Source organism: Pseudoalteromonas sp. SR41-4 (assembly GCF_014163985.1).
In the GTDB taxonomy this organism is placed as follows: Bacteria; Pseudomonadota; Gammaproteobacteria; order Enterobacterales; family Alteromonadaceae; genus Pseudoalteromonas; species Pseudoalteromonas rhizosphaerae.
Genome location: NZ_JACJEI010000016.1, coordinates 26,384 through 43,372 on the forward strand (window position 1 = coordinate 26,384; position 16,989 = coordinate 43,372).

The 16,989-nt window shown below is 41.2% G+C and carries 15 protein-coding genes; 9 read left to right on the top strand and 6 right to left on the bottom strand.

The window, feature by feature from the left end:
* Positions 1 to 230 precede the first annotated feature (230 nt).
* The 3 genes from nadC (at position 231) to H5180_RS13705 (ending at position 2,485) form a co-directional block, all read left to right on the top strand.
* On the top strand, positions 231 to 1,076 hold the full coding sequence (nadC, locus tag H5180_RS13695) for a carboxylating nicotinate-nucleotide diphosphorylase (RefSeq protein WP_145235208.1): 846 nt from the start codon (positions 231 to 233) through the stop codon (positions 1,074 to 1,076).
* 536 nt (positions 1,077 to 1,612) lie between these two features.
* A complete protein-coding gene (locus H5180_RS13700) occupies positions 1,613 to 2,038 on the top strand; it encodes a prepilin-type N-terminal cleavage/methylation domain-containing protein (protein ID WP_182758396.1) in 426 nt (141 codons plus the stop codon).
* Positions 2,039 to 2,053: 15 nt separating this feature from the next.
* On the top strand, positions 2,054 to 2,485 hold the full coding sequence (locus H5180_RS13705; protein ID WP_182758397.1) for a prepilin-type N-terminal cleavage/methylation domain-containing protein: 432 nt from the start codon (positions 2,054 to 2,056) through the stop codon (positions 2,483 to 2,485).
* Here the strand turns inward: H5180_RS13705 and H5180_RS13710 are convergent.
* A complete protein-coding gene (locus H5180_RS13710) occupies positions 2,466 to 3,074 on the bottom strand; it encodes a fimbrial assembly protein (RefSeq protein WP_182758398.1) in 609 nt (202 codons plus the stop codon). The two genes, H5180_RS13705 and H5180_RS13710, sit on opposite strands and share 20 nt — an antisense overlap.
* 151 nt (positions 3,075 to 3,225) lie before the next feature.
* On the opposite strand from H5180_RS13710, the gene H5180_RS13715 reads away from it, so the two are divergent.
* From H5180_RS13715 to yacG, 5 genes are all read left to right on the top strand, one after another.
* A complete protein-coding gene (locus tag H5180_RS13715) occupies positions 3,226 to 4,452 on the top strand; it encodes a type II secretion system F family protein (protein ID WP_182758399.1) in 1,227 nt (408 codons plus the stop codon).
* Positions 4,453 to 6,238: 1,786 nt separating this feature from the next.
* A complete protein-coding gene (locus H5180_RS13720) occupies positions 6,239 to 7,138 on the top strand; it encodes an A24 family peptidase (RefSeq protein WP_274804052.1) in 900 nt (299 codons plus the stop codon).
* 1 nt (position 7,139) lies between these two features.
* Positions 7,140 to 7,772, top strand: coding sequence for a dephospho-CoA kinase (coaE, locus tag H5180_RS13725; RefSeq protein ID WP_182758400.1), 633 nt, complete (start codon positions 7,140 to 7,142; stop codon positions 7,770 to 7,772).
* Positions 7,773 to 7,911: 139 nt separating this feature from the next.
* The gene (pilB, locus tag H5180_RS13730) at positions 7,912 to 9,591 is read left to right on the top strand and encodes a type IV-A pilus assembly ATPase PilB (RefSeq protein ID WP_182758401.1); all 1,680 of its coding nucleotides are present in this window, start codon (positions 7,912 to 7,914) and stop codon (positions 9,589 to 9,591) included.
* A 67-nt stretch (positions 9,592 to 9,658) separates the two neighbouring features.
* Complete coding sequence (yacG, locus tag H5180_RS13735; RefSeq protein WP_182735849.1) at positions 9,659 to 9,889, top strand: DNA gyrase inhibitor YacG; 231 nt, start codon at positions 9,659 to 9,661, stop codon at positions 9,887 to 9,889.
* Between the two features lie 406 nt (positions 9,890 to 10,295).
* On the opposite strand, the gene H5180_RS13740 is transcribed toward yacG, so the two are convergent.
* From H5180_RS13740 to tkt, 4 genes are all read right to left on the bottom strand, one after another.
* The gene (locus H5180_RS13740; protein ID WP_145235524.1) at positions 10,296 to 11,468 is read right to left on the bottom strand and encodes an NRAMP family divalent metal transporter; all 1,173 of its coding nucleotides are present in this window, start codon (positions 11,466 to 11,468) and stop codon (positions 10,296 to 10,298) included.
* Between the two features lie 205 nt (positions 11,469 to 11,673).
* Positions 11,674 to 12,030, bottom strand: a complete 357-nt coding sequence (gene hpf / locus H5180_RS13745; protein ID WP_145235189.1) for a ribosome hibernation-promoting factor, HPF/YfiA family — start codon at positions 12,028 to 12,030, stop codon at positions 11,674 to 11,676.
* A gap of 181 nt (positions 12,031 to 12,211) precedes the next feature.
* On the bottom strand, positions 12,212 to 12,523 hold the full coding sequence (locus H5180_RS13750; RefSeq protein ID WP_145235187.1) for a pyrimidine/purine nucleoside phosphorylase: 312 nt from the start codon (positions 12,521 to 12,523) through the stop codon (positions 12,212 to 12,214).
* Between the two features lie 193 nt (positions 12,524 to 12,716).
* Entirely contained in the window at positions 12,717 to 14,708 is a 1,992-nt protein-coding gene (gene tkt, locus H5180_RS13755; protein ID WP_182758402.1) for a transketolase, read from the bottom strand.
* Positions 14,709 to 14,982: 274 nt separating this feature from the next.
* Between tkt and metK the strand changes: the two genes are divergently transcribed.
* Positions 14,983 to 16,134 carry a methionine adenosyltransferase gene (gene metK / locus H5180_RS13760; RefSeq protein ID WP_149981353.1) on the top strand — a complete coding sequence of 384 codons (1,152 nt, stop codon included), beginning with the start codon at positions 14,983 to 14,985 and terminating at the stop codon, positions 16,132 to 16,134.
* 390 nt (positions 16,135 to 16,524) lie between these two features.
* Here metK and H5180_RS13765 read toward each other — a convergent pair whose 3' ends face one another.
* A complete protein-coding gene (locus H5180_RS13765; protein WP_182731772.1) occupies positions 16,525 to 16,932 on the bottom strand; it encodes a diacylglycerol kinase in 408 nt (135 codons plus the stop codon).
* Positions 16,933 to 16,989: the final 57 nt, after the last annotated feature.

The window sequence follows — 16,989 nt, forward strand, 5'->3', positions numbered from 1 at the left end:
CTGTGGTGAATAAATCACTAAAAGACTTTTGCACAAAGAGAAGTGAATGAGAAGAACAAATGCCACGGGCTTCGAGCGACGAGCTTCGAATACACCCTAGCACCTAGTCACTTCCTAAAACCTAGAACCTCACTCTCTAGAACCTAATCAAACTTATAGCTTCAGCCTTCTCTTTCACTTTCAAACCATGTAAAATTTGCGCAATTTCTTAATTATAATGAGCTTTTATAATGTCTATCCCACACAGCCTTTTAAGCCAATTGGTTAAACTTGCCCTTGATGAAGATTTAAATTACCAAACAGCCGAACAAGGCGACATCACCGCGCAATTAATTCCAGCGGCGCAGCACGCTAATGCCAAAGTGATCACCCGTGAAGATTGCGTGTTTTGCGGAAAAGACATTATCTTAGAAGTATTCAAACAAGTTGATCCGAGTGTAGCAGTTAATGTATTGGTAAATGATGGTGATACAGTTAAAGCTAACGATACCTTATTTACAGCAATAGGTTCTGCCCGCGCTATTTTAACAGCCGAACGTACCGCACTTAATTTTGTACAAACCTTGTCAGGTACAGCAACCACCACAGCGCATTATGTAAAAGAGCTCAGTGGCACCAACACCCAACTACTCGATACCCGTAAAACTATTCCGGGCCTACGTGCATTACAAAAGTACGCGGTCAAATGTGGCGGTGGCGCAAATCATCGCATTGGCTTATTTGATGCGTTTTTAATTAAAGAAAACCACATTGCCGCCTGCGGTGGCATCGATAAAGCCGTAGCGCAAGCAAAACTTAATCATCCAACTAAACCAGTAGAAGTAGAAGTCGAATCACTTATTGAGCTAGATCAAGCCATTACAGCCGGTGCTGATATTATAATGCTGGATAACTTTAGCGTTGAGCAAATTCAACAAGCAGTGGTACTGACCGATAAGCGCGCTAAATTAGAAGTATCGGGTAATATGACCCTAGAAACACTGCGCACCTACTCACAGGCTGGGGTTGATTTTATATCCAGCGGGGCACTTACAAAAAATTTACAGTCAATCGATTTATCAATGCGCTTTGAGTAATAATCAAACTAAATAACAAATATTATGTTTCCCTAATGCGTTGACAAACTGATTAAAAAAGCATTAAATACGCCGAAAGGCTTACACTGTAACAAAATGTTAATTTTAGTGCTTTATATAATACGAAATAGTGCTAATGTAAGCTTCTAGAATGAATGAATTAACTTTCAACCAATTCTAAAGAACTACTTTCAGGTATTGTTTTACACCGCACGGCTACTTTGATGAAAGCTGTGAGTTAAATAAACAACATTAATACCAAGTAGTGGGTGAAGAAAGTTTTTAAAATTCGATGAAATGCAGTTAAAGCCGCTTTCAATCAGCTGTTTTAGTGCTAAAGTAGATCTAACAGAGTAATTTTAATAGTTGCTAAAACCTAACCAGCAGTATTTAGCTAGGCACTGGGTTAGGTATTAGTAATTTAACGATTTTAAAAAAACCGTAAGATAAAGCAGTTACAATAGCTAACGTGATTACACACTTTACTAACATAATTTATTTAGCTTACAAAAAACACTATCCTTTAGGAGAGGAACATGGAAAAAATGACACAACAAAGTCAAAAGGGTTTTACCCTAATTGAATTAATGATTGTTATCGCAATCATCGGTATTCTTGCTGCCATCGCATTACCGCAATACCAAACATATACTAAAAAGGCACGTTTTTCTGAAGTTGTACTAGCGGCCTCTTCTGCTAAAGGTCTTGTAGATGTATGTTTCCAAACACGTGGTGCTGGTGTTTTAGCTAACTGTGAAACAGCTGCTCTAATTGGTCTTAATGCCACAGGTGCAGCTGCGGGTGATCATGTAACTAGTGTTGCAATAGGTGATGATGGTGTAGTTACAGCTACAGGTGCAGCTTCAGTTGATAGCGCCACTTACATATTGACACCTACTGCCGCTAACGGTACTTTAACTTGGGATCAAACAGGAACATGTATTGCTGCAGGTCTTTGTTAGGTAATTATTAAAGTAATGAGAAAAACATCAGGCTTCTCATTAATCGAGCTAATGATTACCATCGCCATTATGGGGATTCTGGTATCATTAGCTCTTCCTGCCTACAACAACCACTATAAACGCGCCAAATTTACCGAAGTGGTACTAGCTAGTAATGCCCTACAACGAGCCATTGAAGTTTGTTTTTATACTAGAGAGACGCTTAATAATTGTGACTCTTTCAGTAAGATAGGTGCCAGTAAATCAGATTTCCTTGCCCCTAAGCTTATTGCTAATATTGAGATTTCTAACACAGCAGGTAGCTATAAAATAACCTCCACTGCAAGCAGTGAAGCTTCACTATCAACTACTGGTGATACTTACATCATGGTTGCGAGTATAAATGCAAATCAACTCCAATGGGAGTTATCTTCAGCAAGTACATGCATTAGTGAAGGGACTTGTTAAAGGTAAGTACACCGTTTATTTTTGTAATATTAACAATGCCATTCTTGGTGATTACTCCACATATTGTTTTACACTCAGTTGTAAAATCTGTTGATTGAAAAAACTCATTCATTTCTATTGGTGGAATCGATTGGCCAATTAACTTGTCGTACAATGGGCGGTTTTTAGTGCCAACAGCTGGTTCATTAAACGAATAAAAACCCTCGAATGTATACTCACCTCTAGCATCCCCTTTTGGTATTGCAAAATATGATGTTTGCCATTTCACAATATAAGCTAAGCGCTGACTGTCAATTTGCTTTACTCCATAACCCAAAGAAGTTAATTGTAGAAATACAATAAGTATCAGGTTAGTGATATTTTCTTTTCTTGTTTTTATTGGCGATAATAACCAAAAACAAAGCACCGGCCCGAGAATTAAATCAATTGATAGAATGATTCCGGCAAGTCCAGCTAAGTCTGTTAAGTAATGTCTACCTGCATAAAACCACTGAGAATAAATATAAAAACCAGCAATCGATAATACAAGTAACCCGAGAAAAAAATGCAAACCAGACCATTTTAGTTTTTTTAGATAAATAGCGTTCATTTTTACTTTTCTATCCCCCAAAAAAGAAGCAAATTGAATTTTGCCTATTTAATCAGCTTAAGTTTATCGAATCAATTGTTTAAGCAGTTAAAGCTGGCTACTATAGAGTATAATAATTTTTTATTTCCTAAACGTAATTCGGAATAAAGTAATGGCTAAAGAAACAGATAAAAAAGGACAAGATACCTTCGAATGGGTTGGTGTAAGCGCCCGAGGGAAACGTTTAGAAGGTGAAATGAATGGGATGAGTATAGCTTTAGTCAAAGCTCAATTACGTAAACAAGGCATCACGCCATCAAAAGTTAAACGTAAAGCCAAACCTCTATTTGGCGCACGTATGCAGAAAATCACAGCAAAAGATATTGCTTTAGTTACGCGGCAAATTGCCACTATGCTAATGGCGGGCGTACCACTTATTCAATCAATCGAAATGATTGGCACTGGTGCCACTAATAAAAGTGTTGGCAAACTGATGGCAACTATTGGCGATGAAGTCAAAGCCGGTGGCACTTTATCTAACGCACTGCGTAAACACCCTCGTTATTTTGATGACTTATATTGTGATTTAGTTGCCTCTGGTGAACAATCTGGCGCGCTGGATAAAATATTCGACCGCGTTGCCCTTTATAAAGAAAAGTCAGAAGCACTGAAATCAAAAATTAAAAAAGCCATGTTCTACCCTATTGCTGTATTAGTAGTGGCTTTAATCGTAACCTCAATCCTGCTTATTTTTGTAGTGCCACAATTTCAAGATATTTTTGCTGGTTTTGGTGCAGAACTCCCTGCATTTACTTTAATGGTCATTGCCATCTCTGAGTTTATGCAAGAATACTGGTGGATTATATTGATTGCGCTCTTTGGTTTTGGTTACGCTTATAAAGAAGCACTACTAAAAAGTAAAAAACTACGCGATGCCACCGATCGCGCTATTTTAAAAATGCCGGTAATTGGTATGATTTTAAACAAAGCTGCAGTGGCACGTTATGCCCGTACGCTTTCGACCACTTTTGCGGCCGGTGTACCACTGGTTGATGCACTGGACTCAGCTGCTGGCGCTTCAGGTAACGCGGTTTACCGTTATGCTATTTTAGATATTAAAGCCGAGGTAAGCTCAGGTAATCAAATGAACTGGGCTATGCGTAATTCAAAAATATTCCCCGATATGGTGATACAAATGGTAGCCATAGGTGAAGAGTCAGGCTCTTTAGATGGTATGCTGGCAAAAGTCGCCACTATTTATGAGCAAGAAGTTGATGATGCAGTAGATGGCCTATCGAGCTTATTAGAGCCGCTTATTATGGCGGTACTCGGCGTACTGGTTGGCGGTTTAATTATTGCCATGTACTTACCTATTTTCCAACTTGGTGCAGTTATATAAAAGCTGTAAGCTGTAAGCTGTAAGCTGTAAGCAAGAATGCTCCTAATTTATATTAAGCAATGCAACATCTTTTTTATTTAAGTGATTTATTCACCACAGAGATTAAGAGACGCTGCGCTTTAGAGAAGTAATTGTAAAAATAGGTGCTAAGAAGTGGCTAGGGTGTATTCGAAGCCCTTGGCGCTTTTCTCATTTACTCTCATTCACTGCTCTTTGTGCAGAAAGGTTTTTGATTGTGGACATTACTTGTAGGCGAGAGGCTTGCCACCGCGAAAATAATCTCATTGTCGCGAGATAAACTCGCTGCTACCAATGCGTAGGCGCGGGGTTACCCCGCGCAATTAGATTCAAGTTCTATCAGTGATTAATTCACCACCGAGAACACAGAGAAGAAATAAGTGATTTTTTACTTTGGTTTCTCTGTGTAGCGCGAAGCGCCTTTGTGCCCTCGGTGGTAAAATAGGTTTGTTTGTGTAAATGTATGAACAGTCGCGAGGTAAACTCGCTGCTACCAATACGTAGCCGCGGGTTTACCCCGCGCAATAGATTAAAGTTCTGTCAGTGATTAATTCACCACAGAGAAGAAATAAGTGATTTTTTACTTTGGTTTCTCTGTGTAGCGCGCAGCGCCTTTGTGCCCTCGGTGGTAAAATAGGTTTATCGGTGGAAATGTATAAACAGTCGCGAGGTAAGCTCGCTGCTACCAATACGTAGGCGCGGGGTTACCCCACGCAATAGATTCAAGTTCTGTCAGTGATTAATTCACCACCGATAACACAGAGTTCACAGAGAAGAAATAAGTGATTTTTTACTTTGGTCTCTAAGTGTAGCGCGCAGCGCCTTTGTGCCCTCGGTGGTAAAATAGGTTTGTTTGTGTAAATGTATGAACAGTCGCGAGGTAAACTCGCTGCTACCAATGCGTAGGCGCGGGTTTACCCCGCGAATAGATTCAAGTTCTTTCAGTGATTAATTCACCACTGAGAACACAGAGAAGAAATAAGTGATTTTTTACTTTGGTTTCTCTGTATAGCGCGCAGCGTCTCCTGCCCTCGGTGGTAAAATAAGTTTGTTTGTGTAAATGTATAAACAGTCGCGAGGTAAACTCGCTGCTACCAATGCGTAGGTGCGGGTTTACCCCGCGCAATTAGATTAAAGTTCTGTCAGTGATTAATTCACCACCGAGAACACAGAGTTCACAGAGAAGAAATAAGTGATTTTTTACTTTGGTTTCTCTGTGTAGCGCGCAGCGCCTTTGTGCTCTCGGTGGTAAAATAGGTTTATCGGTGGAAATGTATAAACAGTCGCGAGGTAAGCTCGCTGCTACCAATACGTAGGCGCGGGGTTACCCCGCGCAATAGATTCAAGTTCTGTCAGTGATTAATTCACCACCGAGAACACAGAGTTCACAGAGAAGAAATAAGTGATTTTTTACTTTGGTTTCTCTGTGTAGCGCGCAGCGCCTTTGTGCCCTCGGTGGTAAAATAGGTTTGTTTGTGTAAATGTATAAACAGTCGCGAGGTAAACTCGCTGCTACCAATACGTAGCCGCGGGGTTACCCCGCGCAATAGATTCAAGTTCTGTCAGTGATTAATTCACCACCGAGTTCACAGAGAAGAAATAAGTGATTTTTTACTTTGGTTTCTCTGTGTAGCGCGCAGCGCCTTTGTGCCCTCGGTGGTAAAATAAGTTTATCGGTGTAAATGTATAAACAATCACGAGGTAAACTCGCTGCTACATACACGTAAGCGCGGGCTTTTAGTAGTTTTTAGGTTTTAGGTTTTAGCGAATGCAAAATTTCTTTCTCGATATAATCACTGTTATGCAAAACCAATTATGGTTTTACTTACTCACTGTTGGCTTAGTGAGCCTGTGTATTGGCAGTTTTTTGAATGTAGTTATTTACCGGTTGCCGATAATGATGCAACGTGAATGGCAAACAGAATGCCGTGTTTTACTGGCTGACGATTTAAAACCCACAAAAGCTGATAATACAGAAGCTGAGTTTAATCTGGTCAAGCCTAACTCTACTTGCCCAAAATGCAAAACTGCCATTAAGCCTTGGCAAAACATTCCTGTTATTAGCTGGTTATTGTTAAAAGGTCGCTGCGCTAGTTGCAGTAACCCTATTTCAGTACGTTACCCAATTGTTGAAATGCTTACTGCGGTTTTAAGCTTAATAGTGGCCTACACCTTTGGCGCGACTGAGCAGGCACTACTGTATATTTTAATTACTTGGGTGCTCGTCGCCCTGACCTTTATTGACATTGATCATATGCTACTGCCTGACCAACTCACCTTACCTTTAGTCTGGTTAGCATTAATTGCTGCGGTAATGGGCATCACTATCTCCCCAACAGATGCCATTATTGGTGCAGCATGTGGTTACTTAAGCCTCTGGAGCGTATTTTGGCTATTTAAACTGATCACCGGTAAAGAAGGCATGGGCTATGGTGATTTTAAATTACTGGCGGTATTTGGCGCATTGCTTGGCTGGCAATCATTACTCACCATTGTTTTATTATCGAGTGTAGTGGGCGCTATTATTGGTATCGCATTATTGAGTATTCAAGGCAAAGATAAAGCCACGCCAATTCCATTTGGGCCTTATTTAGCCATTGCCGGCTGGGTTACTTTGTTATGGGGCACACAAATCCAAGTATTTTATTTTAATTTGTTAGGTTATTAATATGAATGCATCCACTCATAAACCGATGAAAAATTGGGTGCTGGGCTTAACCGGCGGTATTGGTTGCGGAAAAAGCGCCGTTAGTGCCATGTTTGAAAAACTCGCTATTACCGTGGTTGATGCTGACATTATTGCACGCCACGTAGTCAAACCGCATAGCCCTGGTTTAGCTGCTATTAGTGAGCATTTTGGTGCCCAAGTGCTAAACCCCGACGGCAGTTTAAACCGGGCGCAATTACGTGAGATTATTTTTGCTGATACAGCGCAAAAAACTTGGCTTAATAATTTGCTGCATCCACTGATCCGTGAAAAAATCCTTACTGATTTACACTCTGCAAACAGCGCATATGTGGTGCTCGTCGCACCACTGTTATTTGAAAATGGTCTTGAGCAATATTGTGATCGCACTTTAGTGATTGACGTTCCTGTAGAAATACAACTCAAGCGTACTATCGCCCGCGATAACACCTCTGAGCAGCAAGCACGCAGTATTATCGCCGCACAAATGTCACGCGAGGATAAACGCCATCGAGCTGACGATGTGATTGATAACAACCGCCCATTGCATTTAGTTGAGCAGGATATAATGCAACTTCATCAAAACTACTTACAACTAACGGCTAAAGTTAACTAATAAAGATGATAACGGTTGTGATAAACAAAAACTTTTTAGCTTTTTGTTGTCAAATTACCTTAAATCGACAAGACTGATGTTATACCATTCTTTTTTCTGATAAATTGCTGGCTATGAAAGGATCTAACCAAGGTGCGCAATGAATATTAATTCACCATTACTTAGAAAGTTTATTACGCTTGGCCGTATTGACGCAGAAACAGTCAAACTCAAACAGCGTGAGTATGGCTCAACAGCAGAGTTGATCGCAAAATGCAGCGGTATTGATGGTCATGAACTTGCCGAGCAATGTATCGACTTATTCCGAGTGCCTTATTTTGATATACGTGAGTTTGACGTCGAGCTGATCCCAAAAGAGCTTGTTAAAGAAAAACTGATCAAAGATCATCATATTCTACCTTTAGTTAAAAAAGGCCGTAAACTCTACATTGCCGCGTCGGATCCTACTGATTATGGTGCTTTTGAAAACTTTGAATTCAGTACAGGGCTTGCTTGTGAGGTGGTCGTTGTTGATTATCGCCAGCTTGAAGCCAAAATAGATCAACTGCTTGATGCGTCGGGCAGTTTAAATTTAAGTGATGAAGAATTTAAAGAATTTAGTGATTTAGATACCGAAGGTCCTCGCGAAATACAAAACAATGGCGAAGACGAAAAAGACGATGCCCCGATTATCGTATACATCAATAAAATTTTGATGGATGCAATTAAAAAAGGCGCCTCGGATTTACACTTTGAACCTTACGAACATAAATACCGCGTGCGTTTTCGTATCGATGGCATTTTACATGAAATGGCCAGCCCGCCGAACAGCTTAGCCACGCGTTTATCAGCGCGGATAAAAGTAATGGCACGCTTAGATATTGCCGAAAAACGCAAACCACAAGATGGCCGTATCAAACTTAAAATCACCGAACGTAAAAGTATCGATTTCCGGGTAAGTACGCTGCCGACTTTGTGGGGCGAAAAAATCGTAATGCGTATCCTTGATTCATCCAGTGCCATGCTTGGCATTGATGTACTGGGTTATGAACCTGAGCAGAAAAAACTCTATATGGATGCGCTGCAACAACCGCAAGGCATGATTTTAGTTACCGGCCCTACCGGCTCGGGTAAAACAGTATCACTTTACACTGGTTTGAATATTCTTAACCAACCAGAGCGTAATATTAGCACTGCAGAAGATCCGGTTGAAATTAACCTTGAAGGTATCAACCAAGTGCAAATTAACCCGCGCGCAGAGATGACCTTTGCTAATGCGCTAAAAGCGTTTTTACGTCAAGATCCTGATGTGGTGATGGTAGGTGAGATCCGTGATCTTGAAACCGCTGAAATTTCTATTAAAGCGGCGCAAACTGGTCACTTGGTATTATCGACCTTACATACTAACTCTGCACCTGAAACCCTAACCCGTTTACTTAATATGGGTGTACCTGCTTATAACGTTGCCAGCTCGATTAGCTTAATTATCGCACAGCGCTTAGCTCGCCGTTTATGCCCTAAATGTAAAGCACCTGAAAGCTTGCCGGACGAAGAGTTACAACGCCAAGGTTTTAGCCCTGAACAAATAACTGAACTCAATTTATTTGCACCCAAAGGCTGCGATAGCTGCACTGATGGCTACAAAGGTCGTGTGGGTATTTATGAAGTAATGCAGATTACTCCAGAAATAGCGCAAATCATTATGCGTGGCGGTAATTCACTAGAAATTGCTGAAGTATCGTTAAAGTCTGGCTTTAATAACTTGCGTTTATCAGGCCTCAGAAAAGCTGCCGCCGGTATGACTTCATTAGCCGAGATAAACCGAGTAACTAGTTTTTAAGATCCTAAAACCTAGCTTTCTAGGTTTTAGAGTTATAAATCGTAAACAATATGTATGAGAAGATGTTATGCCAACAGTTGTAAGCTGCCCAACGTGTAAAAACCAAGTCGAATGGTCAGAAAAAAGTCCGCACCGCCCTTTTTGTTCAAAACGCTGTCAGTTAATTGATTTAGGCGAATGGTCGTTTGAAAACAATAAAATCTCTGCACCTATTACCTCTGCAGATGATTTAAGCCAAGATATGATTGAAGATATTGAAGCTATGCTTGCTAAAAACGACGATGATTTTTTCAAATAGAACAAGCTTTATTCGTACAAAGAATTGATTCACAAAGAGGTTAAGAGGCGCTGCGCTTTAGAGAAGTAATTATAAAAGTAGGGGCTAGGTTCTAGAAACTGACTAAGTGCTAGGTGTATTTATCCCACAGCTCGAAGCCCCTGTTTTTTTCTCATTTACTCTCATTCACTTCTCTTTGTGCAAAATGGTTTTAGTGATTAATTCACCACCGAGAACACCGAGTTCACAGAGAAGAAATAAGTAATTTTTTACTTTGGTTTCTCTGTGTAGCGCGCAGCGCCTCCTGCCCTCGGTGGTAAAATAGGTTTATCGGTGTAAATGTATAAACAGTCGCGAGGTAAACTCGCTGCTACCAATACGTAGGCGGGGGTTTACCCCGCGCAAACTCGAATTAACTACTTTGCTGTTAACCAAGCTTCCAAACCAAAAACACCAACGCAAAGCCAACTAAATAAATCAGTCCTAACCAGCTCAAGCTTTGTATTACTTTGGAATGCTGAATACTTGGCACTGAGCGAACTAAGCTGAAGTTCAGCCATGCAAAAATCGGCGTGGTCAAAAATGCTAGCGTCATGGCAAAAGTAAGCATAGGGCCAAGGGCTGATTTAAAGAATAAGATCACCGCCATCCCCGCCAAAGATTGTACTATCAACCAGATATTTAAGCTGTGCTTACTTTGTTTAAAACCTAATAACTTGTGTGATTCGTTTAATGTGCGGGCGTAGCCATCAAGCACGGTTAAAGTTGTGCCAAACATACACAAAAACGCGATAATTGAAACTAATGGTCGTGCCCATTCACCTATGGTAAGGGCATACATATCAATAAGCTGTTTAGCAAATGCCACGCCGCCGAGCTCTATATTCGCGCTTTGCCCATATTGCACTAGCACACCAAGTGAAAAGAATACTAATGCCAGCCCTGCGGTTAACCAATAACCTAAATTAAAATCAAACAACCCCTGAGCCTTAGTCACGCTTTGCTGACTTTGCTTTTCTTTAAGCCACAATGAGCTTAATGCTGAGATTTCAATCGGTGCAGGCATCCAACCCATCAATGCCACCATAAAACCCAGCATAGCAAGTTCATAGGGAGATGGGCCAACGTAATCAGCAGGTGCCATTGGGCCGTTACTAAATGCAATAGCTAGGGCAATGACTGTTGCTAGTGTAAGTAGCCCCATAATAGCCTTTGCGACGTTATCGAGTGCTTTAAAGTGCCCGAGTAATAAAATGACTAAGCAAACGGCGAGGATCAACCAACACAGTAAAGTCACTGAAATAGCAATGGGTAAAGCGTAGTGTAATAAACTGGCCGTTAATAGCAGCACACCAGCGGTATTGACCACCGCAGCAATAATATTTAACCCAATAAAACTATAAAAAAACCATGGGCCTTTACTTTGATAGCCTTCAACTAAGCTTTTTTTTGTGGCTAGCGTGTACTCGATACCAAAGCGGAAAAACGGATACTTAAGCACGTTAACAACGAGGATTAACCAAAATAGCTGCCAGCCAAAAATAGCCCCTGCTTGCGTTGATGCCACTAAATGTGAGCCACCAATTGCAGCGGTCGCCATTAAAATACCGGGACCTAGTGCGTTTAAACGAGTTTGCCAAATTGATACTGCTGACTGCATCTGTGTACTTATTACTTATGGTTAATAATAAGCAAGTTACAGCGTTTTAATTAAGAAATAAAGAGTAAAGCGGAGGTTTAGAGGACTAGTCCTTTAGATGTAAATCGCTAGATCCTAGTTGCCTAAGATCTAGCGTCTTTATTATTTAACGTAGGTCCATTTCTTGAATAATTTCATGAGCAATTTCAGGTGTAGTGCTCACCGGTTTTTCATGTAAATTGGCTTTAATTTGGCCTTTACGATGCTTTAGTGCTGCATCGAGTTTTTTAGCCGCGTTTGCAATAGCTGGATAAAGAACTTCGTTCTCACCTTTAACGGATAAACGCGCGCCTTCGTATATGGTACTGATTTCTGCTTGGAGCTTATGATGCTCTTTTGAAAGAATGATATCTAGTGCGATCAGAGATGGAAAATGACTCGCAATTTTTGAAAATTTTTCGTTGATGTGCTCTCTAATAGAGTCAGTAACGTCAACATGGTGACCAGAAAGATTAATTTTCATAGGGTATCCTTTTTTATGTTACCTCATAACTAGTATTGGGGACTATTTAGATTAACACAAGGCAGAAAAGCATAAATATGAAATTTATTTGTTATTACAGCTGATGTAGATCAATTTAGTCACATTAAATATGCAAAAGCCCGCGCATGGCGGGCTTTCAGCGTGACACTTAATTTGTATGTTAAGTATACGAACAACAGTAATCAGCAAAGTCAGTCACTTTTACTTGAAAGGTAACGTTAGCATCAACATTAAAAGACTCCCCTGCTGACATCGTTTGCCATTTCGTCTCACCAGGGAGTAATACATCCCACTGGCCGCCGTTTAATTCCATCAATTCTTTTTTGCTCGTAGCAAATTCAAACTCACCCGGTTGCATAAAACCTAACGTTTTAGTGCTGCCATCAGCAAAAACTACGGTACGACTTGATACTTTACCGTCAAAATATACGTTCGCTGTTTTAACAACACTTACATTATCAAACTGAGACATCCTCACTCCTGTTCTTTGATTTATAATTTAACTGCGACCACATTGCCTTAAGGACGCATAGCATGCAAGTGTAGTGATGTGAAAAATACTCATGGGCATCTGATAGCTGACGGCTTAAAGCTTACAGCTCTGTATAAAAAAGCCCGCACTGCGTTTAACACAGTGCGGGCTTTTTACATTTTAACCTTTAAGGTTAAAACAATTCGTTTGCTTTGTTTACGATGTTTTCTACCGTGAAGCCAAAGTGCTCAAACAGCTCATTAGCTGGTGCTGACTCACCAAAGGTGGTCATACCTACTACAGCGCCGTTTAGGCCTACGTATTTATACCAGTAGTCAGCAATACCTGCTTCTACGGCTACGCGGCGTGAAACTGCAGCTGGTAGTACACTTTCTTTATAAGCAGCGTCTTGTGCATCAAATACATCGGTCGATGGCATAGAGACAACACGTACTTTTTTACCTTGCTTACGCAGTTCAGCGGCTGAATCTTGTGCTAATTGCACCTCAGAGCCAGTTGCGATTAAGATAAGCTCAGGCTCGCCGTCACAGCTCAGCACATAACCACCTTTTTTCACGTCGCTTAATTGCTGCGCTGAGCGAGTTTGTTGCTCAAGGCCTTGGCGAGTAAAGATAAGTGATGTTGGACCATCTTGGCGTTCAATCGCTTGTTGCCATGCAATCGCAGACTCAACTTGGTCACACGGGCGCCAGTTAACTAAGTTTGGCGTTAAACGCATGCTAGCAATTTGCTCTACTGGTTGGTGAGTTGGACCATCTTCACCTAAACCGATTGAATCGTGGGTGTATACAAAAATGCTTGGCACTTTCATAAGTGCAGCCATACGAACAGCATTACGTGCATATTCCATAAACATTAGGAAAGTTGCGCCGTAAGGAATAAAACCTTTATGCAATGCAATACCATTCATAATCGCCGACATCCCAAACTCACGCACACCGTAATAGATGTAGTTACCGCTGGCATCATCGCGTGTTAAGCCTTTAGAGCCTTTCCAAATAGTCAGGTTAGAACCGGCTAAATCAGCTGAGCCGCCCATAAATTCAGGCAGTAATGGACCAAATGCATTCAGTGCGTCTTGCGATGCCTTACGTGATGCTGGGTTTGCTGGATTTGCGTCTAGTTGCTCAATATATGCTTGTGATTTTTCAGCCCAATCTGCTGGCAACTCACTACTAGTACGGCGTTTAAATTCAGCGGCTAGTTCTGGGTGTGCAGCGGCGTACGCGGCAAATTTTTCATCCCAGTTAGCTTCAAGTTGTTTACCCTTTTCTTTGCCATCCCATTGTGCATAAATATCAGCTGGGATTTCAAATGCTTCACCAGTCCAACCAAGGAACTCGCGTGCTGCTTTGATTTCGTCTTCACCTAGTGGTGCGCCGTGACAATCATGGCTACCTGATTTATTTGGTGAACCATAACCGATAACTGTTTTACAACAAATTAGTGTTGGTTTGTCGGTGATGCTGCGTGCTTCTTCGATGGCTGCGCGGATAGCGTCTGAGTCATGGCCATCAACGTCACTTACTACATGCCAACCGTAGGCTTTAAAGCGTGCAGGTGTATCGTCGCTAAACCAACCTTCAACTTCACCATCAATTGAAATACCGTTGTCATCCCAAAATGCAACAAGCTTACCTAGGCCTAATGTGCCGGCAAGTGAACATGCTTCATGAGAAATACCTTCCATTAAGCAACCATCGCCTAAGAAAGTATATGTGTGGTGATCAACAATATCATGACCTTCGCGGTTAAATTGCGCGGCTAATGCTTTTTCAGCAATCGCCATACCTACCGCGTTAGTGATCCCTTGACCAAGTGGGCCCGTAGTAGTCTCAATACCTGGCGCATACCCATATTCTGGATGGCCAGGTGTTTTTGAATGCATTTGACGGAAGTTTTTAATTTCCTCAATTGGTAAATCATAACCACTTAAATGCAATAGAGAATAAATAAGCATTGAACCGTGGCCATTGGAAAGTATAAATCGATCTCTATCTACCCACTCTGGATTTGTTGGATTGTGGTTTAGATAATCGCGCCATAGTACTTCTGCGATATCAGCCATGCCCATAGGGGCTCCAGGGTGGCCTGATTTGGCCTTTTGTACTGCGTCCATTGATAAGACGCGAATAGCATTTGCAAGTTCTTTGCGAGACGGCATGGATTCTCCTACCTTTACTGTATTTGCGCTGGTTATTGTGTGTATTCATTTGAAGATCCATTCTTACTTATTGTAGGGGCTGTATGCAATTAAAAACCTGATTAAATTGGGCATTATGAATTTTTTTTAAGAACAAAAAGTTATTAGTAATTTTATTTAGACGTCTAGGCGTAAAAAAACTATGCAACTATCGTTGTTTTAGATAAAATACGCCCCTAAATTTTTTAGCGCTCTTACCGACGTTTGTGAAGCGCAATATTTGTGAGCAAAGACAATGGCAAAACATTTATTTACTTCTGAATCTGTTTCTGAAGGTCATCCGGATAAAATCGCGGACCAAATCTCTGACGCGGTACTAGATGCCATCTTAGAACAAGATTCTCATGCCCGTGTTGCGTGTGAAACTTACGTAAAGACTGGTATGGTTATGGTTGGTGGTGAAATCACTACTAGCGCATGGGTTGATATCGAAGAAATCACACGTAAAACTGTACGTGAAATTGGCTACACTCATTCTGATATGGGTTTTGATGCAGACTCGTGTGCAATTTTAAACACGATTGGTAAGCAGTCTCCTGACATCAACCAAGGTGTTGACCGTACTAGCCCAGAAGAACAAGGCGCTGGCGACCAAGGCCTAATGTTTGGTTACGCATGTAACGAAACTGAAGTATTAATGCCTGCACCAATCACTTACTCACACCGTTTAGTGCAGCGTCAAGCGCAAGTACGTAAAAGCGGCGAGCTTAACTGGTTACGTCCTGATGCAAAATCACAAGTTACTTTTGCATATGAAAACGGCAAGCCAGTAGGTATTGACGCAGTGGTACTTTCTACTCAACACAGTGAAGACATTTCACAAAAAGATTTAGTAGAAGCTGTGATGGAAACAATCATCAAGCCAGTACTTCCTGCTGAGCTTATCACTAGTGCAACTAAGTTTTTCATTAACCCGACTGGCCGTTTTGTAATCGGTGGCCCAATGGGTGACTGTGGTCTTACTGGTCGTAAAATTATCGTTGATACCTATGGCGGCATGGCTCGTCATGGTGGCGGTGCATTCTCTGGTAAAGATCCATCAAAAGTTGACCGTTCAGCTGCGTACGCTGCACGTTACGTTGCTAAAAACATCGTTGCTGCGGGCCTTGCTGACAAATGTGAGCTACAAGTTTCTTACGCAATCGGTGTTGCAGAGCCAACGTCAATCAGTGTTGAAACATTTGGTACCAGCAAGCTTGAAGAATCACGTTTAATTGAATTGATTCGTGAACACTTTGACTTACGTCCATATGGCTTAATTAAAATGCTTGATCTTGAGCGCCCAATTTATCTACCAACTGCAGCTTACGGGCATTTTGGTCGTGATGAATTCCCTTGGGAACGCACAGATAAAGCAGACGCACTTCGCGCAGCAGCTGGTCTTTAATATCAGCCTTTATGTAAATGTAGAAAAAGCGCCAATTGGCGCTTTTTTTATGCCTGCTGATTATATTGTTGTAAATGCCTAGGTTATTGTCGCGAGGTAAACTCGCTGCTACCAGACATAGGCGCGGGTTTACCCCGCGCAATTAAAGCTAGGTTCTAGAAAGTGATACCAATCGTGTTAAGTTACTGACCATTTATAGCGACAGATAAATACAGTGATAACAAGGCGTAAATTTTGACATGTAGTTGTTCTACTTGAAAAAATTATAACGCAGTTAGCGCTTTATTTAGCTCGCTAGAATGGTTAAATATTTAAGTCGATTGGTATAACTAGGAGCTTGGGTGTATTCGAAGCTTGTCGCTCAAAGCCAGTGACGTTTTACCTAACTTCCTAACCTATCAATGTAAGTATCTTTTCATACCCAGCCACAGCCCATACAATAAACAACACTATCAGTGCTAATGTTACAGCCGCTGAAGCGATATCTTTCGCACGCCCTGATAGCACGTGGTATTCAACACCTACTCGATCTGTTAATGCTTCAATTGCTGAGTTTAGCAACTCAACAATCAACAATAACAAAAAGCTGATTACAAGAAGTGCCCAGTGCTGTAATGATTGTGCTAGCCAAAATGATAACGGCAATAATACTAGCCCTAGCGCAAGCTCAGTGCGAAAGGCCGATTCTTCCTTAAATGCAGCTTTAAAACCTTTAATTGAGCACTTGGTTGCTTTAAAAATGCGCCCAATCCCTATGCCGTTGGGTTTGTTTACTAAATTAATTTCTGGTTTAGTCATTTTATAATCTTTAGCGTATAGCTTTTGCTTATCGGGTGATGGGCCAAACACATTACC